Below are 22,099 nucleotides of genomic sequence, written 5' to 3' on the forward strand. Positions count from 1 at the left end.
CGGAGGGCATATGAAATATTCTACAATCATTTTTGACTTAGATGGAACATTACTAGATACAGCGGAAGGAATCATGATTGGTGCGAATCATACTGCAATTCTAATGGGGGCACCCGAATTAACAGTTCAACAGCAGAGACGATTTATTGGTCCACCACCTGCCGAATCATTTATGCGAGAGTGCGGTTTTAATGAGGAGAAGGCAAGAGAAGCTGTAAAAATATATAGAACTAGATATAAAGAAAAGGGTAAATTTGAAGCTAAGCAATATAGCTATATTAAAGAGTTACTATTTTCATTAAAAGAGAAAAAATGTACTACGGCAGTTGCAACGCTGAAGAGGGATGATCTAGCAAAAGAAATTTTAGGGAATTTCGAATTAAGCAAGCACTTTGATGTTATTTTTGGGGTCGATGATGCCGATACGCTTAGTAAATCAGATTTGATTTTAATGTGTTTAAAAGAGATAGGTCAAAATGATTTATCAAAAGTAGTATTGATCGGTGATAGCATGCATGATGCAATTGGTGCAGAGAAAGTGGGAATTGATTTTATTGCTGTGACTTATGGTTACGGATTTGAAAGTAAAGTCGACGCAAGTAAATGTAAGAATGTCTATGTAACTGAAAGCGTTGAGGAGCTCTTTGATTTTTTCGAATTAAAGCAGACGATCAATTATTAATTTCATTTGAACGGGTTATCAATACTTTGTATAAAAAGTGGATAATGGAGCGGTTACTTTGAAAAATAAATTAACAAAAGTGGTTGCAAGGTTAATCATATTATTTATCTGTGCTCTAGTAATTTATATAATTTGGGATAATAACCGAATTACAATAGCAAAACAAGATGTCTTAGTAGACCATTTACCAAAAGAATTTGAAGGATATAAAATTCTTCAAATTACAGACTTGCATAGTAAAGAGTTTGGTAAAAATCAAAGTCGCTTGTTAAAATCCATTAATTCCACCGATTATGATGCCATTGTTTTTACTGGGGATATGATTCTTAAAAGCCAAAGTACTAATATTAAACCCTTCTATCAATTATTAGAAGGCATAAAAAACAAAGAGAATGCGATTTATATACCTGGAAATGAAGATCCAGAGGCATATTATGTAAATTCAAAAGGTGTATTAGTAAAAAGTAAATTCATAAAAGGAATTGAAAAACGCAGTGTCAAATTCTTGGAATCTGTTTATTCAGTCAAAAAAAACAATTCCACAATTAACTTCGTTGACTTTGAAACGTCGATCCTGAACGCTTCTCAAAGTGAAAAACAAACAAATGGAATCTTCTTACCTGAATATGTACAAACCAAGCAGTATATTGAGCACCGTAAAACATTAATGAAAGAGATGTCCGGTATTAATTATTTAAAGAATGATGTCTTAATTGCGCTTAATCACTATCCTATAGTTGATAAGAGAATTGATAGTCTTTTAAATGATTCTAGTCTGAAGTTTAGAGATCGGAAATACGATTTGATTATTGTTGGGCATTATCATGGAGGACAAATTCGTTTACCTTTTATAGGAGCACTATTCGTTCCAGAGGGATGGTATAAGTGGGGTGGTCTGTTTCCCCCACAAAACCGCGTTAAAGGTCTTTGGGAGTACAAACATACTAAACAATATGTAAGTACAGGTCTTGGAAGTAGCAATTTTATTCGGTTCCTAAAGTTTCGTTTATTTAACCCACCTGAATTTAATGTTTTAACATTAAAACAAAAAAAATAAAAAGACGTTGAAACATATTTTTCATATTTTCTTTCATCTAGTCTAACAATTTTAATTTTTACTAAAAGGAGCAATATCCGTGAGCTGGAAAAAAATAATGTTGCGCATTGGAATTGTTTTGATTGTACTGGTAGTTATAGCTGGGGCTACTGGATTTTATATTTATCATGAAGTCACGAAAACGACAAGCGTTATCTATCACCCAATTGAAAAGTCGGAGAAAAGAGTCCAAACCGTCAGCGTTAAGGAAAATAATCCATTTTCAGTTTTACTATTAGGAGTAGATAAACGTCCAGGTGACCAGGGGCGCTCTGATTCTCTAATGGTCTTAACCGTAAATCCTACAAAAAATACGACGAAAATTATTAGTATTCCACGCGATACTCGTACTGAAATAGTAGGGAAAAATCGTACTGATAAGATTAATCATGCATTTGCATTCGGTGGTATACAGATGAGTGTAAACACTGTGGAGAAATTTTTAAACATACCTATTGATTATTATTTAGAGGTCAATATGGAGGGATTTAAGGGCATTGTAGATGCAATTGGTGGAGTAGAGGTTATGAATACACTAGACTTCACAAATGACGGTTATCACTTTAAAAAGGGATTATTGTCTTTAAATGGTGAAAAGGCATTAAGTTTCTCGCGAATGCGTTACGAGGATCCACAAGGTGATTTTGGACGAGAAGCTAGACAACGTCAAATTATTCAGGAAGTAATTAATAAAGGAACAAAAATTAAAAGTTTAGTGAGTTATAAGGATATATTAAATTCGATTAGTAAAAACCTAGAAACTAATTTAACTTTAGATGAAATGTTCGATATTCAGAAAAGCTATCGCGGTGCCACTGACAGTATTGAACAACAGCAACTAGAAGGAAGTGGGAAAATGATTAAGGGAATCTACTATTATTTAGTACCGGAAGAAAATCGTTTAGCACTTTCAAACGAACTACGCGTTCAGTTGGGATTAACACAATAGCGTGAATTTTTATCGAGAGAAAAACCCCCGATTTGTAATATAGTTTGACTATATTACGGATCGGGGTTTTTTTCTTTGATCTTTAATCTGAACGAAAAGACTATTCCTCTGATATTTACCCTCTGTAGTTTCTACAAATTTCTACATATTGATATTCGATCGCAAACCTATGGACTACTAAAGACCTAGTACTTAATCCTGATTTTTCCTTTGAAATATGAAAAAAAATAGAGAATGAACAGTATTTACGTTAAATCATTTTCGTAATTTATGTGTAAAAAGGACTAACTAATAGTGTGATAGTTAGTAAAGTTCTGTTTTGACAACAGAAAATAACAAATTAATATAATACTCGTCAAAAAAAGATTAAAAAAAACAATATTCTCGTCGTTTTTTGTCAAAATAACACTTTTCATAAAGGTTTAACTCAATTGTTAGATTATTTAGTCTTTTGTATAGTTAAATTGTATACGTTCTCACGGGAGAACGGTATACAAAATATATACAATTTAGGGAGAGAGAAAGAAATGAAAAAGGTTAAGAGTAAAGTTGTAATAGGTATTGTATCTGCAGGTTTAGTTATTTCTGGAGGAATTGCATTCGCAAGTACTAACGCGGGGGAGTTATTAACAAACTGGGCTAATTCGAAAACTTCTGATGCAAAAACAGAGCTTTCTTCATCATACAAACCAAAATATGATTCTTCAGTTGCAGATATGAAAACTAGCGTAAATAATTACAAAGTTGATGCTGCAAACACGATCGAATCAGTAGGAGACGCTCAAACAAAATTGGCAAATCAACAAATTAGTGCGGCTTTAAATGAGCATATTGCTGCAATTTCTGAAGCTATGGCAGCTTTAAACATGAGCATTCCTGCAGATTTTGCTAACTATGTTTCAACAACAAATGGTAAAACAACTTCTGATTTAAATTCATTAGCAGATACATTAAATAGTAGCTTTAACGCACAGCTTTCAGCGGTTGCAAAAAGTGCTGATTCAAAACTTCAATCTAATTTAAATTCTTCTCGTACAACAGCTGTGAACACTTTAACTCAAAAAATTCAAGATGCTAAATCTGAAATTACTACATTAATTAATACTCAAGCATCGGATTCTGAAAAAGCTGTTTTAAAGCACTTATCTTCTGAAATTGATCGTATTGAAGCTTCATTAAAAACTGAAATTGACACGCAAAAAGAAGCAGCATTTAAAACTTTAGAAGATACTCAATCAAAAACTACGAATGATGCTATTAAAGATATGCAAGACTTAGTGGACGCGATTAATAAATAAGAAATAAATTAAGATATTTTCCACTATTAGCAGTTAGCAGTAAACATGATTTTTAAATTCATAAAATTAAAGAGTTTGTTTTTTTCATGTAGTCATTAGGAGGTAAATTATGCAGAATCGTACTGAAAAAACAGAAAAACAAACATGGGTCTCCAAAAAATTTAAAAAGCTTTTAATTGCATCTGTTACGTTAAGTGGTGGTTTGCTCATCGCAACGACGTTTTCATTTGCCGATACAAATTTACCTGCAGCAATGACTGCATGGACAAGCCAACAAACTAAGCAAGCAAGTGATTATATTATTGGTATGACCGAAGCAGAGTCTACTAAGCAAAAAGCACGCTTAATTCAAGAGGTACAAGAAAAAGCTAAGGAATCTGCTGATGAAATACAAAAATATGCGACACAAAAAAGCTTAGAATCACAAGCAGAGCTTCAAAAGTATGGAGATCAATTGATTAAACAAATTGATAGTACGAACGAAAAGGATGTACAAGAAGCAAAAGCGAGAATTGATAAAATTATACAAAACGCTCAGGAACAAGCAAAAGAAGAAATTAAACAGCAGATTCCTAATGTGAACTCAAATAATGGGAATAAATCTAATGAAACATCTAACTCGAAAAATGATGATTCACAAAATACAAACAGCCAAGATCAGTCTAACGGGGAAGGTCAACAGTAATGAATGCTTCAAAAATTGAAGAACAAAAAACGGTGGAAGATAAAAACGTACAAACTTTTAGTCAGTCATTATTTGAATGGATGAAGTTCTTTCTAATTTTAGGTGTTCTTTTAGTTATATTACTAAACACAGTTGGGCTTACAAAAGTTAGTGGATTTTCGATGTACCCTACTTTAAATGATGGGGATGTAGTCTTTGTGAATAAATTAGCTCGATTTACTCATGATCCTGAACTTGGAGATGTTGCGATTATGAAATTAAGAGCTGAAGGATTTGATGTTGTAAAACGAATAATTGGAGTTCCTGGGGACAAAGTTTTTATAAAAAATGGGATTATTTATGTGAATAATCAACCGGTTCCAGAAATCTCTACAAATGGGATTTCTGAAGATATGGAAAAAATAACGGTTCCTAAAAACAAGATATTTATTGTTGGTGATAATCGAGAGCCGGGAATAAGCTTCGATAGTCGAAGTAAAGACTTTGGATTTATACCTATTAATGACATTAAAGGTTATGTACTTGTTTCAATTTTACCTATTCATAAAATAGCAAAACCACTTAAAGTGTAATCTGTCTAATGGAGGCACGAAAGAAAATGGAAAAAAAGTCAATGAAAAAGAAAATTGCGGTTGGAATACTGGCTGCTGGAATCCTAACATCTTCTAGTTTGGCATTCGCATCTACTAATGCCGGGGGGGTATTTACAAATTATGCAGCTCATTTATTAAATGATGCGAAGTCAACTGTTAGTAGCACATTAGGTTCAAAAACTTCAGATATGATTGGGGCATTAAAGAATAAATTAAATGCATATGCTTCTGATACAGAAAATGGCGTTAATCATAAACAAGGCGAGTTAGAACAAGCTGGTATTAGTAAAATTAACGGTCAATCAGATGAGCATATTAATGCAATCAACAATGCTTTACCTGGAATTAATCAACATACTACTGACCAATTTTCGCAGCTAGTAGCCCAATTAAATGATCAAACTACTGCTGGAGTTGAAAGTGAAGTTAACGGATTAAAACCTGACTTTAGTTCACAAGTTACCAATGGTCAACAAAAAATTACTGCTGAGCAAGCTAAGGCACTTAATGATTTAGAAGACGCAATAAATGCGGCTAAAGTAACTTTAGGTCAATTAATTGATCTGCAAAAACAAACAGCCGATCAACAAGTAAAAACTTACTTACAAGATCAAATTGATAAAGTAACACAAATTATCAATGACGCAACAAACGATTTAGAATTTAAAAAATCGAAAGCATTAGTTACTAAGGCAACAACTATTAAAAATGATACACTTAATGATTTAGATTCTTTAGCTAGTGGATTATATACTCCTCAAAATAGTTTTCTAGCAGACTTTGAAAGCGCAAGTTCACCATTTTCTATTGCTGGTGATTGGGAAAGAATTAATTCAAAAGTAGATGGGAAAACTGACTATTATTTAATTAGCAGTAACGTTTCTAATAATAGTTCATCTATTGCTGAGGTAACAATTAATGTACCAGATAATGCATATAACGCTTTCTTATCTTTTGATTATTTAGTACTTTCTCAACTAAATAAAGATATCTTAACGATTTCAATAGATGACAGTGTACTTGTTAGTGAATCAGGTACAGATAACCATTGGACAAATAAAAAGCTTACTATTCAACCAGGTAAACATGTGTTAAAACTTACTTATGCTAAAGATAAATCTGGCAGCTCAAGTAAAGATGCTGGTTATATCGATAACATTTCTTTAAAATATGATTTACGTAAATAAATGATAAGAAGGGCACTCTTCGTTTGAAGAGCGCCCTTCTTATTTTAGTGGGGAAAAAAAATTCAAATTAAAATGGAAACATTTTAATTTGAAGGTTTATTTACCTTGTTTATACTTATTAAACTCAATAAATTTTAATAATTCATCTTTTGGTATACCTGAATTAATTGCTTCTTGAAGGATATCCATCCATTCAGAATCAATAATTTTTGTTGGATCAATATCATCTTTCAGGAGGCTTTCTGCCGTTGTATTGAAGACGCCAGCAATTTTTTCAAGTACTTGAATTGAAGGATTGCTTTGTAGATTTCGTTCAATCGAACTTATGTAAGATTTTGCGATACCAGCACGTTCTGCAAGCTCTGTAAGTGACATTCCATGTTGTAAACGTAGTTTTTTAATTCGTTCTCCAATCATATAAGCTACTCCATATCTTTTTGACTATTACAAAAAGTATATCATAGTAGAGAGTAGTTATCCTAGTTTTGACATGAATCTTTAACGCAATTGTAAAGAAATGATCGCACTTCATCAGGACTTATGCCTACTTCAATGCACTCTAGTAGCAAGTCGATCCAGTTTAATTCGGCAGAATGTTTTTCCAATTGACTGTACATGGATAATGGCCTCCTAAAATTAAGGTATAAAATACCTAGGTAACCCTGCTATCTTAGTTCGTTTAATAGTTAAAAAATACAGTGAACTAGTGCTTTTTAACTATGTTTACTGATTAAGATCAGTGGCTTTGCGTCCCAATCTCTCAACTGGTTTGCCTTTTTCTAGAGAGAGTTTTGGTGTATTTATTACAATTTTTAAAAAATTTATAACACAATTATATAATGAATCCAATACATAGTTTGTAGTAATTTGTAGTTTCAAAAAAAACAATAATATTGCTAATATTTCAATTATATTAAAAGGTTTAGATAAATCAAGGCGTTTTTTTACATTTGAAACAATTGGAAAAATTTTAAGAGAATACATTTCGACATTTGCAAAAAAAATGTCGAAATACCAAAAAATGACTGGTAAAATTTAGTAATTTTAGAATAATATTCAAGACTAGGCCAAAATAGAAGAAAACGTTTAAAAATGTACGGAGTTCACTCAAAATGGCATAGTTTTGAAATTTATAAAAATAGGAGGAAAGTAATGGGTAATTTGCATTTAATTGTAATTAAAGTTGATAAACTAAAAAAATAAAGTAACCAATAAATAGATCACTTTATTTTTAAAAGTTTTATTTTGAATCTCTTAATCTTTTTAATGCATAACGATAACTAGATCGAACACTGGATTCTTTCATATTTAGGCAATATGCGATTTGTGGAAACTCATGATTGTAGTAGAAACGTCTAATTAGAATTTGCTTCTGTAAGGGAGAAATCCCATCTAGAAAACTTATAAAATTATCTAGTGAAAATGCTTCATCACAATATATTACATCTTCATGGTTTTGTTCTACTACTACGTTTCTCTCATCATATTTAATTGCTTTGGATAGCTCGTTTAATAAATAGCCTCTAACTGTAATATAAGCATAACTTGAAAAGCTCCCTTTCTCAGTTTGATACTGCTGATAAGCCTTCCACAATGCTATTTGACCAATTTGATAATATTCATCAAAGTTTTTATATAAATGTAACTTCTTCATAATTGCTTTTATCATTCGGGAATACTGGTTTAAGCATTCCTCGAATGTACTTGGCTTCAATTTTCCTGAAATAACTTGATAATTTACATGTTCTTCACTACATTTCATGCTTACTGCCTTTCTAAAAAGGCATGCCCTTGTGTGTATTCCGCGGTGATGTAACTATATAAAAATTTAAAAAACATATCATATTTGGATACATCAATTAAGAATAAAAAAAATAGAGTGAAATGTGAGTTTCATATTTAAAACTTTAAATTTGCCAGAAATAATTAATTGAAATCTTATCTATTTATATTTTTAAACGTAAGTAAAGTTTACTAAAACACAGGCTAAACGGTCATAGAAGTTTCAAAAATACGGAAAGATAATTTTGATATAATCGATATGTAAAAAATCCTAAAAAGGAGGCACATATGTCAAAATTAGATTATGTTGTATCGTATGAAACAATGCTGATTGAAGCTGCGGATCATCCAGAGTTTTTAACCAAAATAACTGATAAAAACAAAGGGGTGATCTATTCAAAGCGGCCAATGAAAGCAATCTTGAATGAATCCGCCCTCTACCATAATCAATCTATTAAAGGTCATCTCGAAGTCGTAAAAAGTAAATATCCAACTATGAAAAAGATTCCTCTTATGATTAATCCCACATTATCAATTATTATGATTCCTACATCTTCGCAAAATAACATATCTTGCAAATGGCTTAATTTTATCCAAATAAATAAATATATAAAAGAAAAAAGAAAAACAAAAATACAGTTTAGGAATGGAGAAGAGAGGGTATTCCCAATTTCTTATTACATTTTTGATAAACAAATTAGTAAAGCCACAAAGATTATTAGTATGTATTTAAGTCAGAAAGTAGAATATAAGCTAAAATCAGATGAAGAAAAGTTAATGATGATTAAGGAATTAATAGAAGGATATTCTTCTGATGGGTAGGCTTAGGTAAGTTATTTTAGGAAAGCAGGGGCAGGAAATACAAAAAGCAGGCCTTAAGATCTTAATTGATCATAAATCCTGCTTTTAAACTTTGTGTATCTATTCTTTCATTATGCCTTAAATAACTTCTTGTTCAGGTATTCTAATTGTCCATTGTGAGAACGCATTTATTTCTACTAGTTCTTTAGGGAAGATAAATGTCCATGGTTTACTCGTATTTGCTTGGATTGTTAATGGAGGTAGTGTGAATAAACCTTTCGCAATTATTTCGCCATTCTCATTTAACATTTCTAGTGGTAGTAATTCTAGACTAACAGCTTGTGTTGATCCATTTCGAACTAAAATGTTAACGCCTAAGTTTCCTTCTTCATTATAGCTTGCTCGTAAAGCATGTAAGCTCACTTCATTTATACGTAATTTAGGTAAAGAATTTACAAGATTGCTTAATTCTGTAATTTGTTCTTCAGTAAGTCGGCCTTCCCATGATGGATCTATATCTAATCGGTGGATAGTTTTTGATAAATCAAATGCTAACTCAAAACCTGTTTCAGGCAAGTCCTCTTTTAGTAAATACTCTCGTTCAAATACAAAACGCCATGGGCGGCTACTGCAAGGAGGCATTTCGCCAAGCTCTTCCAATCTAAATCCTTTTTTAGCTAAGAGTTCTCCTTCTTCACTAATCAATAATAGAATTGCGTCTTCTAAACGAACTAATTTTTCTAAACTGTTACGAACGAATGCAGTAACAGTTGCACTTCCGTCATCATTAGTTTCAAGCTCGATTGCAGATAATGATAATTGATTTGGTTTTAAAGGAGAAAGCTCGTTATTTAAAAATTGATAAACATAACGCTTTTCATCCTCAATATGCATTAATGGGTGGAATGAAATTTTAGGGAAAATTTCAACCACTTCATTTTCTTCAACTTGAACTGCTTGATCAGTAGATGTTTGTTGCAATAAATCACTCGATGAAACTGTTGAATCTTTACCTTTTTGTAATAAACGCTTAATCGACGATAACATTTTGTTTTTCTACCCCCTGTGGACAAGATAATTCTTGGAATGTTGAAGCAAGACTTGCTGATATTTCTTGTTGTATTGAGTTATAAGTATGTTCAAACAGAGTAAATCCATCAAATTCATATAGTCGAATTGGATCTTCTTGTTGATACTGTCTTAAGTGTATCCCTTCAATTAATTGTTGTAAATGCTCTAAATGTTCAGTCCAATATAAATCTATAGTACTTAATGCCGTGCTTTTTAAAACACTAATAAGTTTTACTTTTTTCTCTTCCTCCATACCGTTTAATACATCTTTATATACTGAAAAAGCTTCTTTTACGTTATGCCAAATCTCTTGTTCAGTATTAAAATGTTCAATATCTATTCGAAGTGGTGGTATAAGTTGTTCAAGTGCTGTTTTACCTTCAAGTAGATCCCAATCTTCAGGTGTACTGTCTTTAGGATAGAATTGCATTAATAAGTGATCAATAGTTTCTTCAGCTTGATCAATAAACCAGTCTAAACCAGTTTCATTTTGTATAAAGTTATTTCTTAATTTATAAATAATACGGCGATGTTCATTTGCAACACCATCTAATTTAAGCTGCCATTCACGAATTAAAGATTGATTTCCTTCACGGAGCTTTTGTGTAGATGAAACAAAGTCTTGAATCGTAGAATTTAGTACTCTACCAAATTGATCAGTCTGTAGATTTTTATATAATTTCTCTAGCTTTTCTGTATTATATTTTACAAATAATTCATCTTCTAATGACAGATAGAATTGAGATGAACCAGTGTCCCCTTGTCTCCCTGCACGCCCTTTTAATTGTGAATCAATACGCTCACTTTCATGACGTTCGGTTCCAATTACATGAAGACCTCCTAAATCTGATACACCATCAGCTAATATGATATCAGTCCCTCGACCCGCCATATTGGTTGAAATGGTAATCATACCTATTTGACCAGCTTGGGCAACCAGCTGTGCCTCTTCTTCAACATTTTTTGCATTAAGGAGCTGAAACTTTATCGATTCTTTCTCTAATAATTCTGCGAGTACTTCAGATTGACGAATGGAGGTTGTTCCAATTAGAATTGGTTGTCCCTTTTCATGTCGTAATTTTACATCAGCCAGAACTGCCTTGAGTTTTTCTCCTGTTTTTTCAAACACAATATCCTCGTGGTCATTACGAATTACCGGTTTATTAGTAGGAATTCGATAAACTTCCATGTTATAAACATGTAGGAGTTCTTTTTCTTCCGTTTTTGCAGTTCCAGTCATGCCAGAAAGAATTGGGTACATCCGGAAATAATTTTGTATTGTTACAGATGCAACGGTATGATTTTCTTCAGTTGTTTTTAACCCTTCTTTTGCCTCGATTGCTTGATGGAGACCGTTACTTAATGAGCGTCCTTCCATCATTCGGCCAGTAAATAAGTCAATTAGTCTAATCTCGCCTTCGTGAATTATATAATCAACATCGCGTTGAAATATTAAATCGGCTCGCAATGCGTTATGAACATAGTGGAAAAGCGTTGTATGTTCTAGGTCATATAAATTTTCTACCATAAAGGCTTTTTCAATCTTTGAAATACCTTCTTCGGTTAAAGTAATTGCCTTAGTTTCTTGATCTAAAAAATAATCCCTACCGTTTATAAACGTGCGAATAAAGCGTGCACAAAGCGAATATAAGTGTGATTGTGCGGTTTTTTTTCCTGCAATAATTAGTGGTGTTTTTGCTTCATCTATTAATATTGAGTCAACTTCATCAATAATTGCATAATGATATGGGCGTTGAACTTGTTCAACGAAAGAAGTAACCATATTATCTCGTAAATAATCAAAACCAAATTCTGTTCCGATTCCATAAGTAATATCTGCATTGTATGCAGCTTTTTTAGCCTCCAAAGGTAAATTGGGAATGTTTAAACCTACTGTAAGACCTAAAAATTTGTGGATTTGCCCAATTTGATCCGCATCGCGTCGGGCCAAATATTCGTTTATGGTAATAATATGTACGCCCTTTCCCTCAAGCGCACGAGTATAGGCAGGTAATGAAGTAACCAATGTTTTTCCTTCCCCAGTTGGCATTTCAGCGATATTTCCATCTAGTAATGCAAGTCCCCCAATTAATTGAACATCATAATGGCGCATCCCTAAAACACGTTTTGATGCTTCACGTACTAGTGCAAAAGCATCTATCGTAATTTCATGAATAACAGCTTCTTTATTAGAAATTTTTTGCTTTGATAGATAAGTAAATTCACGCAAATCTTCATCTAGAAGACTTTCAAAGAATGGCTCCTTTGTATTTATCTCTTGAACAATTTTTTCATATTCCTTTAATTTTCGATTGCCAATAATTTTTTGCAAAGTCTGGATCAAGGATGTTCCCTCCTGAGCTGGTAATCTATCAAGTCTCTTCTTTAAATGTATCATAAGTTTTACGGGACTCAAGGTGTAAATAGTGGGAATTTATAGAAAAGATTGAAAATTATATTATTAATACTAAAGTAACAATTAGTAGGAATCAAAATGAAGCGAACGATCTTTAAGTAAAAATAACTAGTTAATTCAAAATGTGACAAATTACTTACTTCCTATTATATATAATCTTAGTAGTTTCATATTAATAGTCTACTAAGATATGAGGGAGAGAGCTTTATTGAAGACAAAGATCGGTATAATCTTTTCTGCTGCAATACTTTTAACAAGTATATTTAGTTCACCGTCGTTGAAGCATAGAGGCACTAAACATGAGACCAATTTAATAAGTAATAATGAAGTAAAAGCTGCAACAAATCAAACTAGTAGTGGACAATCAACACTTCAAAAAGTTGAGACAAATCAACAAAAAAAATGGGAAGCACTACAACTGAATCCACTCCCAAGTAGTAAAAACCTATCGTATAGTTTCAGTAATAGTACAAAAGTGTTTACAAAGCCTTTCCCAGAGCAGTATCAAACTATTAATGGGATATTGAGCTTTCGAGGCGGACCTTTCCGAAATAACGGTTCAATGGGAACGACAGTTATTTCAAAGCAAAAGTTAGTTAAGAGTTGGTCGTTTCAAACTTCTTCTTCATCTGGATGGGGCGGGGGCTCAGGATGGACTGGCCAACCAAGTGTAATTGAATGGAAACCACAAGAACAAAAAATTATGAATTTATATTCTCAATTTAAAACAAAGTCAAATTTTAAAGAAGTAGTTTATGGATCTTTAGATGGAAGAGTTTACTTTTTAGACTTAGCAACAGGGAAGAAAACAAGAAATCCAATAAATATTCAAAATCCAATTAAGGGTAGCGTGGCTCTTGATCCACGTGGTTATCCTCTTTTATACGTTGGACAAGGTATACCACAAACCGGAAAAATAGGTATGAGGATTTATAGTCTAATTGATGGCTCTCAATTAGCATTTATTCCAGGAATTGATTCCTATTCTTTTCGTGGTTGGGGAGCTTTTGATGGATCTGCGTTATTTAACCGAGAAGATGATGCGATGTTAGTCGGCGGGGAAAATGGACTAGTTTACTTTATCAAACTAAATACCAAATATGATTCTAAGGCTAAAAAGATAAAAATTTCTCCAGTAATTTCAAAATATCGATATAAACTTAAAAATAATTCATACCAAGGTATTGAAAATTCAGTAGCGGTATTTAAGAATATTGCATATTTCGCCGATAATGGTGGTGGTATTCAAGCGCTAGATATTATTAAGAAAAGGCCAATTTGGGCAAATAATGCATATGACGATACAGATGCGTCAATTGTCATTGAGAATTCTAATGGTACACCGTTTTTATACACAGGTTCTGAAATCGATAAACAAGGAACTAAAGGCTATGCACGCATTCAAAAGTTAAATGGGCTTACTGGTAAAGTAATTTGGGAGAAGAAAATACCGGGTTATTCGATAAAAGGTAATCATCCTGTTAATGGTGGACTGTTAGCGACTCCAATTGTTGGAACTGGGCCATTAAAAGGGCAGGTTATTTTTAATATTTCAAGGTATAAAACGATGAATGGGGGCTTATTAATTAGTTATGATACTGTTACTGGAAAAGAAAAATGGCATTTAGATTTACCAAACTATGCGTGGTCATCTACAGTAGCGGTTTATACAAAGGATAATAAAGCTTACTTAATTCAAGGTGATTCTGTTGGGAACCTGTACTTAATAAGTAGTAGCGGAAAAATGATCAATAAGATTAATCTAGGTGCCAATATTGAGGCGTCTCCAGTTGTAGTTGGTCAACAAGTAATTGTTGGAACTAGAGGAGGTAAATATATTAGCGTCAATATCCAATAAATATTGTGATGAAAGATCCCTAATTCCGTTTGTGGAGCTAGGGATTTCTTGTGTATTTGATATAGGATTTTTTTAAACGGTCTTTTCAATTGTGTTAATAACATATTAAACTTCTATTAAAAGAATTGGATTTTTAGCAAATAGATTAGATAATATGATAGATGTATTTATTTTAATTAATTAATTTATTTATTTATAACTGTATTAGAGGAGTGAAAGAATTTGGCTAATAAGGCAGAAAACAATGTTGAAAGTCGTTCAGAACATAGAAAACTTAAGAATAAGGAAGATGGTTTAAGTAATAAACGATACTTTTCGTTTATACTCTCGATAGCTGGAGTACTTATAATTGGTGCTACAGCAATTTTTTATGTCTACCCAAAAATAATGAATGAAGGTAATTTTCATCCGGAAAATGCTTCTACAAAGGCAGTAGCGGATAAGGATGTAAAAAAAGAAACAAAGAGTGAAAAGACGACTGAAACAAAAACTAAGGAAGTTGCTAAAGAAACAACTACTAAGGAAACAAAAGCTACTGATGAAGAAAAGCAATCAAAAGATTATGTTTTACCGGAAAGTAATAGTAGAAAACTAACAAATGCAGATCTGATTAAATTAGCTCCTAATGATTTACGTTTAGCCAGAAATGAAATCTATGCTAGGCATGGTTTAGTATTTAAATCTAGTGACTTGACGATTTATTTCACCTCGAAGTCTTGGTATAAACCTAATCCAGCATATAGCGGAGAGCTTAATGATGTAGAAAAATATAATTTAAATTTAATTAAATCAAGGGAATAGTTGGAAATACGACAGTTTCTTCTTCAATTGTATCAAGTTATAAATTAGTAATAAGCTATTAAAAAAAGCAAAGTTCAGTGATTAATGAACTTTGCTTTTTTACTAACTCTAATACTTTTGATAAGAAAATACTTGTATTGTCTTAAAGGTTAATCTCGGTTTCTTGATTATCAAACCATTTTAAGATTTTCTTTGCTCCATTTTCCTTAGCTACTTCTTTTAATGTCATTCCATCCACATTCTTTATTGATAAGTCTGCACCTTTTTTAATTAGATACTGGAATGTTTTTAAATCATCTACTTCATATATTGTATCAAAAATAGGCGTTTCTCCAACATTGTCTGGTTGGTTAATATCTGCTCCGTATTTTAGTAATAAGTCAATTGCTTCCTTGTCACCCAAATAAGCTGCAGCATGTAAGATTGTCCAATCATCTGCATCTCCTATAGTAGGATTTGCTCCATTATCAAGTAATAACTTTAGCATCTCTAAGTTTAGAGGTTCTCCATCAGTATATGATGCTTTAAGAAGTGGGGATTCATGATCTCTATTCAATTCATTTACGTCTTCTCCTTCGTCAATTAACTCTTTAACTTGTTCAATATCGTTATCAAGTACTGCTTGCGTTAATGGTGTTTCCGCAGATAAATAGCCATCAAAGAATGATTGTGCTAGTGGAATCGCTTTTTCTACTAATAAACCTGCACCGACTATAACCCCGAATGACAACCCGAATACAATTACAGCAATTCCGTACACGCGTTTTGGTGTTTTAAATTTAATATCGCTTTCTACATTATTAAAATGAAGCAAAGCGTTAATACGTTTTGGTAAAGTTGGATGGGACATAAATCGTTCACTTAACCAGATAAAAAAGCCTTTTTCATTGCTACTATTTAATAAATATTCATGCTGATCAATTTGTTGATAATATTTGCGACCGATAGCTAACATTGTAAGTGCTTGAGTCGATGCTTCAAAATCATTTATATAATGACTAGCCATTCGATCACTTGTATACTCACATGCACGTGAATATGCCGAACCTAAAAAAGGAACCCAATTTGCAGGCAATACTAAAGCCTGTTTTAGAATATGATTTCGTTTAATATGTGCAAGCTCGTGTGCAATTACGAAATCAACTACTTTTGGATTTGATTCAATCTCTTCGAATAGAACTGAATATAATACAATCATATTCCGTCCAAAGAAACGCGTAGCAAAGGCATTTAACAGTCCTCCAGATTGGACTACATAAACATCTGGTAAGAAATAAAAGCCCATTTCCTTTGAAATTTCTCTTGTTCTGAAATATACTTCTGGAAATTGTTTTTCAGTAATCTTAACACCATTAATACGTATGTGAGCAGTGAAAATTAAATGGGCAAAGAGAGGTAAAACGATTAAAATTCCTAAAATAATAAGACCAACAACACTTAAAATAAGTAAAAAATAAATTGGAATACTAATAAGTAAAAGTAATATAAAATAAATCGATTCTTTCCGATTAACTAACGACTTCAATTTCTCTCCTCCTATATCTCAATTCTTATAGTTTAACAAGTAAATGGAAAGGATGTCATACATATATTTAAGAGAAATGAAACCAATTACTTCCACTAAATAATAAAAAAATTTCTTTTTACCCTTTAAATAAAAAATAGTATGATAGACTATAGTCTACTTTTTTAAGTATTTATTTAGATTCAATTTATATATTAAAAACATGCACTTTATAGAATGAAAATTTAAGGGGAAGTTAAAAATAAATGGAAACTCAGTTAAGAGAACAAAATTCCTTGTCAAGAGCGGGTATACGAATAATGCGAAAAAACCGAATACCTAGTTTTAAAAGAAAATGGATGTTTATTTTAATACCAATTCTCGTGATATTAATTACACATTTAACATTAAATTACTTAAATTCGCCTAAAAGATTAGTGAAGATTTTTGATAAAGCTGTATCAGATAATAATTATAAAGAAGTGACACATATGCTACAAAAAGGCGGTACCGGGGCATCCCTAGATGAAGACTCAGTAATCGCGTTTATGGATTACTTAAATAGCTATGATGTTTTAGATAATTTAGACGATATGATCCAAAATAATAAAGTAATTAATAGTAAGTTAATAGACGGTCGTGGAAATTATGTGCTTTCAATTAAAAAGGGTAGTAAATTCTTAGGGATTTATCAAACATATTTAATAAGTGCACAACCATTCGAATTAAAGATTTCTTCACCAATTGATGAAGTTGAATTAAAATTAAATAATCATATTACACATTTAAATAAAGATGAATATGAAACAACATACCACAAAGTTTTACCTGGAAAGTACACTATGGCTGTTTCATATAAAGGTGTTTATAGTGATGTTAAAGATTCAGTTGATATAGATTTTTCTTCTGCTTCAAAAAATAAGTTATCACAAGAATTAACTTTTAATGTTAGTTATGTCCAAATTTACTCGAACGAACCTGAGGCAGAACTTTTTGTAAATGGAAAAGATACGGGGCAAAAAGTAAGTGAACTAGACCGATTTGGTCCTTTTTTATTAAATGGTAAAACAGTAGTTCACGCTGAAATTGAAAAGAATGGTGAATTATTTAAAACGGATGATATTCCGGTTACAGGAAAATATGTAGATTTAATGTTTGATACGCCAGTTGAAAATCAGGACGAGACAGATCAAAAAGATGGTTTCTTTGCAGGACTTAAACGTTTTTTTGATAAGTATTTACCTAGTCCAAAGCCTTCTTCTGATTTAGAAGAAAAGCAACTAATCAACGGCTTGTTTAATCAAAATGGCCAAGCATTCTTACAGTCTAAGGAATATCAAGACAAAATTAAGAAAAAGGATACAACGCAAAAACTCACAAGCTTTTCTATGAAAGATTCAAAGCAAGATGATTCAGGTATGATCATTACAACAAATGAGTCGTATGAGATCACTGATAAACATGGTAAAACTAAAATGAAATCATTTGAAATTACCTACCACTTCTCAAGAGAAAATGATGAATTAAAAATGGATCGTATTTTAGAAGTAAAAGAGATAAAGTAAATTGTAGAAAAGAGTCCAATTTAGGTTGGACTCTTTAGTGTGTAGACAAAGTACAAAAAACTTGAGTTTCAGACTGATTGCAAGCGTTTGTCTTTCGAGGCGCGAAGCCTGGTGAGGAGCGGAGTTACCCTAGACGGTAATGAGCACCGCAGACAGGCGAAGCAACGAAGAAAGCGAGCGTTTTCGGGCAGTCTGAAGAGTCCAATTTAGGTTGGACTCTTTTTTTTGAATGCAGAGTTGGAAGATCCCGCAATTATTAAGCTAGGATTAAAAGGGTACAATTCTTATTAAATGATTATTATAAGAAATATTTCTTTTTTCACATTTTAATGTCAAATATATGTAGTTTTAGCACATTACTTTTTTAAATAGGAATATTCGTTATAATGTATTAAAGAGAAATGTTTGGAGGTAATGAAAAAGAATAGAATGTGGAAATTTATTAAAAGACTTCTTTTATTTACACTTCTGATGTCAATTATTGGGTTATTTGCGATCTATCGTTACTATTTCCAAGATGTGTTGAAGTATGAAACACAAGTTTACACTGAATTAAAGACGTCTGATTTAGAAGAATACACACCTTTATTACTAGGACTAATGATGCAAGAAACGAAAGGTAAAGGAAAAGATCCAATGCAAGCTTCAGAATCATTAGGATTAGCGAAGGATAGTATTCAAGATACTTCAAAAAGCATACAACAAGGGGTCTCACACTTTAAAGACGTGTATTCCTATGGTAAAAAGCAAGGCGTTGATTTACAAACCATCATACAAAGTTACAATATGGGGATTGCTTATATTGATTTTGTAAAAACACATGGAGGTAAACATACAGTTCAACTTGCTAAAACTTATTCTCTATCGATGGTGGAGACGAATCCTGAGCTTTATACGTGTAATAATAATAAGAAAAATTTCAGATATCCATATTGTTATGGTGACTTCACATATAGTCAAAAAGTAATGAAGAAAACAAAGTACTTCGAGATTTTAGTCCCACTTAAACATAATATAGTAGGAAAACCATAGTCCATGAAGAAGAGATAAATGTCTTCTTTATGGACTTTTTAACTTTTTTTTTAGAATTATGTCAATTTAATTACAAAATAGTTGTCATTTCGATAAAATTAAACAATTTCCTTTTTTTACCGATATAATTATTGAAAAAACAATTCAAATTCCGACATTTTATGACTTATACTTAATTTTAGTGTTAATTTTTTGTTAATTTCATTTTTTAAAAATTATAGTTTATTAATTTTACTAGTTTAATAGAATTGGATTGTTTTATTCTACGGCTTAAATGTAATATTGGTAGGAAAGGAAAATTTGATACATGAAAAAAATGGGAAGAGTACTTTTGGTATCAACAGGCATATTAGTAGGCACCTCCAGCATTTCCTGTCCTAATATCGGTTTGGAAACATCAAAAGCGAGTGCAGCAATTGTAAATATTAAAACAAAGTATCAAACGACAGCAAATCTATATTTAAGACAGGGTGCAGGTACAACCTATAAATCACTTGTGATTATTCCAAAAGGAAAAGTAATTACCGCTACTCAAAGAAATGGTAATTGGTACAAAGTGACTTATAGTTCAAAAACTGGTTGGGTAAGTGGTACGTATTTAAAGGAATATTATAAATATACTACTCAAGCGACCGCTTATTATTTTACAAATAAAACTACTAAGCTATATCCAACGCCTGATACAAAAAAAGCTGCAGTATATTCTGTAGTTGTTAATAATGGATTTTACAGTACTCAAAACATTGTAAATAGCATTGACCAAACATGGTTACGCGTTAGTTATAATGGCAAAACCTTGTATGTAAATAGCGCAGATGTTACGAAAAGTGCTGTAGCTACATTTGCACAAACAAAATATAAGGCAATTAAAAATACAAGTTTATATCAAACCTATGGTGCATCTTCTAAAGTACTATCAAGTATTCCAAGTGGTACGGTCATTTCATCATCAAAACGTGTCGGTAACTGGTATAGCGTCACGCTTAACGGTAAAACAGGATATGTTTATATTAATAATTTTACAAAAGTAAATGAAGTAAAATATGAAACAACAAGTACTGCATATTATTTTACGAAAGCAGTCACTAACTTATATGCAACTCCAGATGCGACAAAACCTGTAGTAACTACAGTTAATGGAGATAATGGCTTTGCTTCAACTCAAAAAGCGACAGATTTAGTAGGGAAGATCTGGTATCGAATTAATTACAATGGAAAAAATCTGTATGTTAAAAGTGAAGATGTATCTGCAAATAGCTTCACAACATTTACTACTACAAAATATAAAGCGCTTAATGCAACATATTTATATGAATCGTTCGGCAATGCATCAAAACAACTTATTCAAATTCCAAAAGATACAGTTATCCCGATTAGCAAAAAAATTGGTAATTGGTATAGTGTGTCTTATAAAGGTGTAAATGGATATGTAAGAACAGCAGATTTCGGAAAAAGTGATGTCGTGACGATAACAAATATAACGGATACGACTTATATTACGACTTCAGAATTAAATTTACGTCAAACGTACGATACTTCTTCAGCGTTGCTTACAGTAATTCCCGTTAATATGGTTTTAATGGCGACTGATAAAACGTCTAACAATTGGTATAAGGTTAGTTACAATGGGAAAACGGGATATGTATCAGGATCATATATCAAACAAGTAAAAACTGGTGACCCAATAACATCAAGAGATAGCTATCAGTTTATTGATCTGCGTACACCTTCGCCTGTAACTGCTGCGCAAATTAATACCTATATTGCTAACAATGTGAAAAGTGGAGTTAAGAGTATACTGTCTGGTCAAGGACAATTGTTTATTGATGCTGGAAATAAATATGGTGTAAATGCACTTTATTTAGCAGCGCATGCCATTCATGAAAGTGGATTTGGTACTTCTCAAATTTCATTAGGTAAAAATAACTTATTTGGCTTTGGTTCATATGACACAACACCATATATAGCTTCATACAAATTTATGAGTGTACAAGAAAATGTAGAGTATATTGCTCGCTCAATTAAATCTACTTACTTAAACCCAAGTAACTGGAAATATAAAGGTGCATATCTTGGTTTTAGTACGAAAGATATGAGCAATGTAAGAATAGATGCAGCGAGTGAAGGGATGAATTTTTATTACGCGACTGATCCAAACTGGGGTAAATTGATTGCTCAACATATGCAAAAAATTCTACCATTTAATAAAGCGTACTATGATCAAGCCCAACCGAATACTACGATTCCAGGAAGTCCATCCACTCCTGTTGGAAGTGATGTATTCCCTGCTAATATCCAAGCGGTTGCAAAAGGAAACATTGATCTATACACCGCAAAGGGAGATACGGCTAAAGTGAAATCGATTACAGCCGGTACAACTTTCCTTCTTCTTGAAAAAACAAATAATTATTGGATTAAATTATCAATAGATGGGAACGTTTTTTGGACAAACAGTATCAAATTAAATGCATATAGCCAAACCTTATCTGTTAAAAACTTAGGTAGAATAACAACAGATGGTTTAAACGTGCGCTCAGCTGCAACTACAGCTGAAAACAATGTAATTGGTAAGTTAAACCTTAATAATTACGTAAGTATTGTTACAAATACAGATGGTACTTTAACAATGGATAGTACAAAAAAATGGTATAAAATCCAACTAGCGAATGGAAGTTTTGGATGGGTATCTTCAAGTTATGTCAAACAAGAATTAAAGTAAAAAAAGTGACTCCTTGTGAGTCACTTTTTTACTAGTTTAATTGAGTGACAATTTTAAAGA

Annotated in this window: 18 protein-coding genes and 1 riboswitch; of the genes, 13 read left to right on the forward strand and 5 right to left on the reverse strand. The window is 32.1% G+C overall.

From position 1 onward, the window contains the following. Window positions 1-10 precede the first annotated feature (10 nt). The 7 genes from V5E38_RS22465 to V5E38_RS22495 all read left to right on the forward strand — a co-directional run bounded on the left by V5E38_RS22465 (window position 11) and on the right by V5E38_RS22495 (window position 6,490). On the forward strand, window positions 11-682 hold the full coding sequence (locus tag V5E38_RS22465; RefSeq protein WP_499211497.1) for an HAD family hydrolase: 672 nt from the start codon (window positions 11-13) through the stop codon (window positions 680-682). A gap of 58 nt (window positions 683-740) precedes the next feature. Next, window positions 741-1,739, forward strand: coding sequence for a metallophosphoesterase (locus V5E38_RS22470; RefSeq protein ID WP_499211498.1), 999 nt, complete (start codon window positions 741-743; stop codon window positions 1,737-1,739). 97 nt (window positions 1,740-1,836) lie between these two features. Next, window positions 1,837-2,727: an LCP family glycopolymer transferase gene (locus V5E38_RS22475; RefSeq protein WP_499213626.1), complete on the forward strand. Its 891-nt coding sequence runs from the start codon at window positions 1,837-1,839 to the stop codon at window positions 2,725-2,727. A 527-nt stretch (window positions 2,728-3,254) separates the two neighbouring features. Continuing rightward, on the forward strand, window positions 3,255-4,025 hold the full coding sequence (locus V5E38_RS22480; RefSeq protein ID WP_499211499.1) for a hypothetical protein: 771 nt from the start codon (window positions 3,255-3,257) through the stop codon (window positions 4,023-4,025). 109 nt (window positions 4,026-4,134) lie between these two features. Continuing rightward, the gene (locus V5E38_RS22485) at window positions 4,135-4,710 is read left to right on the forward strand and encodes a hypothetical protein (protein WP_499211500.1); all 576 of its coding nucleotides are present in this window, start codon (window positions 4,135-4,137) and stop codon (window positions 4,708-4,710) included. After that, window positions 4,710-5,282 carry a peptidase S26 family protein gene (gene lepB / locus V5E38_RS22490; RefSeq protein WP_499211501.1) on the forward strand — a complete coding sequence of 191 codons (573 nt, stop codon included), beginning with the start codon at window positions 4,710-4,712 and terminating at the stop codon, window positions 5,280-5,282. The genes V5E38_RS22485 and lepB overlap by 1 nt, the downstream gene beginning before the upstream one ends. 26 nt (window positions 5,283-5,308) lie before the next feature. Further along, window positions 5,309-6,490 (forward strand): hypothetical protein, encoded by a 1,182-nt coding sequence (locus V5E38_RS22495; protein ID WP_499211502.1) that lies wholly within the window; start codon window positions 5,309-5,311, stop codon window positions 6,488-6,490. 96 nt (window positions 6,491-6,586) lie between these two features. Here the strand turns inward: V5E38_RS22495 and V5E38_RS22500 are convergent, their stop codons facing one another. Together V5E38_RS22500 and V5E38_RS22505 are read right to left on the reverse strand one after the other, a co-directional pair. Then, window positions 6,587-6,907 (reverse strand): helix-turn-helix domain-containing protein, encoded by a 321-nt coding sequence (locus tag V5E38_RS22500; RefSeq protein WP_025671315.1) that lies wholly within the window; start codon window positions 6,905-6,907, stop codon window positions 6,587-6,589. Window positions 6,908-7,142: 235 nt separating this feature from the next. Then, window positions 7,143-7,274, reverse strand: a riboswitch (cyclic di-GMP riboswitch). A gap of 456 nt (window positions 7,275-7,730) precedes the next feature. Then, window positions 7,731-8,252 carry a sigma-70 family RNA polymerase sigma factor gene (locus tag V5E38_RS22505; RefSeq protein WP_499211503.1) on the reverse strand — a complete coding sequence of 174 codons (522 nt, stop codon included), beginning with the start codon at window positions 8,250-8,252 and terminating at the stop codon, window positions 7,731-7,733. Between the two features lie 308 nt (window positions 8,253-8,560). Between V5E38_RS22505 and V5E38_RS22510 the strand changes: the two genes are divergently transcribed. Continuing rightward, complete coding sequence (locus V5E38_RS22510; protein WP_499211504.1) at window positions 8,561-9,094, forward strand: competence protein ComK; 534 nt, start codon at window positions 8,561-8,563, stop codon at window positions 9,092-9,094. A 117-nt stretch (window positions 9,095-9,211) separates the two neighbouring features. Here V5E38_RS22510 and V5E38_RS22515 read toward each other — a convergent pair whose 3' ends face one another. Together V5E38_RS22515 and secA2 are read right to left on the reverse strand one after the other, a co-directional pair. Then, window positions 9,212-10,120: an accessory Sec system S-layer assembly protein gene (locus V5E38_RS22515; protein WP_499211505.1), complete on the reverse strand. Its 909-nt coding sequence runs from the start codon at window positions 10,118-10,120 to the stop codon at window positions 9,212-9,214. Further along, complete coding sequence (gene secA2, locus V5E38_RS22520; RefSeq protein WP_499211506.1) at window positions 10,104-12,488, reverse strand: preprotein translocase subunit SecA; 2,385 nt, start codon at window positions 12,486-12,488, stop codon at window positions 10,104-10,106. The genes V5E38_RS22515 and secA2 overlap by 17 nt, the downstream gene beginning before the upstream one ends. A 280-nt stretch (window positions 12,489-12,768) precedes the next feature. On the opposite strand from secA2, the gene V5E38_RS22525 reads away from it, so the two are divergent. Together V5E38_RS22525 and V5E38_RS22530 are read left to right on the forward strand one after the other, a co-directional pair. Next, entirely contained in the window at window positions 12,769-14,418 is a 1,650-nt protein-coding gene (locus V5E38_RS22525) for a PQQ-binding-like beta-propeller repeat protein (protein WP_499211507.1), read from the forward strand. 222 nt (window positions 14,419-14,640) lie between these two features. Next, a complete protein-coding gene (locus V5E38_RS22530; RefSeq protein WP_499211508.1) occupies window positions 14,641-15,219 on the forward strand; it encodes a YARHG domain-containing protein in 579 nt (192 codons plus the stop codon). Window positions 15,220-15,361: 142 nt separating this feature from the next. Here V5E38_RS22530 and V5E38_RS22535 read toward each other — a convergent pair whose 3' ends face one another. Beyond that, entirely contained in the window at window positions 15,362-16,744 is a 1,383-nt protein-coding gene (locus V5E38_RS22535; RefSeq protein ID WP_499211509.1) for a M48 family metallopeptidase, read from the reverse strand. Between the two features lie 245 nt (window positions 16,745-16,989). On the opposite strand from V5E38_RS22535, the gene V5E38_RS22540 reads away from it, so the two are divergent. The 3 genes from V5E38_RS22540 to V5E38_RS22550 all read left to right on the forward strand — a co-directional run bounded on the left by V5E38_RS22540 (window position 16,990) and on the right by V5E38_RS22550 (window position 22,039). After that, window positions 16,990-18,288, forward strand: a complete 1,299-nt coding sequence (locus tag V5E38_RS22540; RefSeq protein ID WP_499211510.1) for a zinc ribbon domain-containing protein — start codon at window positions 16,990-16,992, stop codon at window positions 18,286-18,288. A gap of 414 nt (window positions 18,289-18,702) precedes the next feature. Next, window positions 18,703-19,320, forward strand: a complete 618-nt coding sequence (locus V5E38_RS22545) for a lysozyme family protein (protein WP_499211511.1) — start codon at window positions 18,703-18,705, stop codon at window positions 19,318-19,320. Window positions 19,321-19,627: 307 nt separating this feature from the next. Next, window positions 19,628-22,039, forward strand: coding sequence for an SH3 domain-containing protein (locus V5E38_RS22550; protein ID WP_499211512.1), 2,412 nt, complete (start codon window positions 19,628-19,630; stop codon window positions 22,037-22,039). The last annotated feature ends 60 nt before the right edge of the window (window positions 22,040-22,099 follow it).

The sequence above is a fragment of the Rossellomorea sp. GAMAL-10_SWC genome, from assembly GCF_049568075.1.
Lineage (GTDB): Bacteria > Bacillota > Bacilli > Bacillales > Bacillaceae_G > Gottfriedia.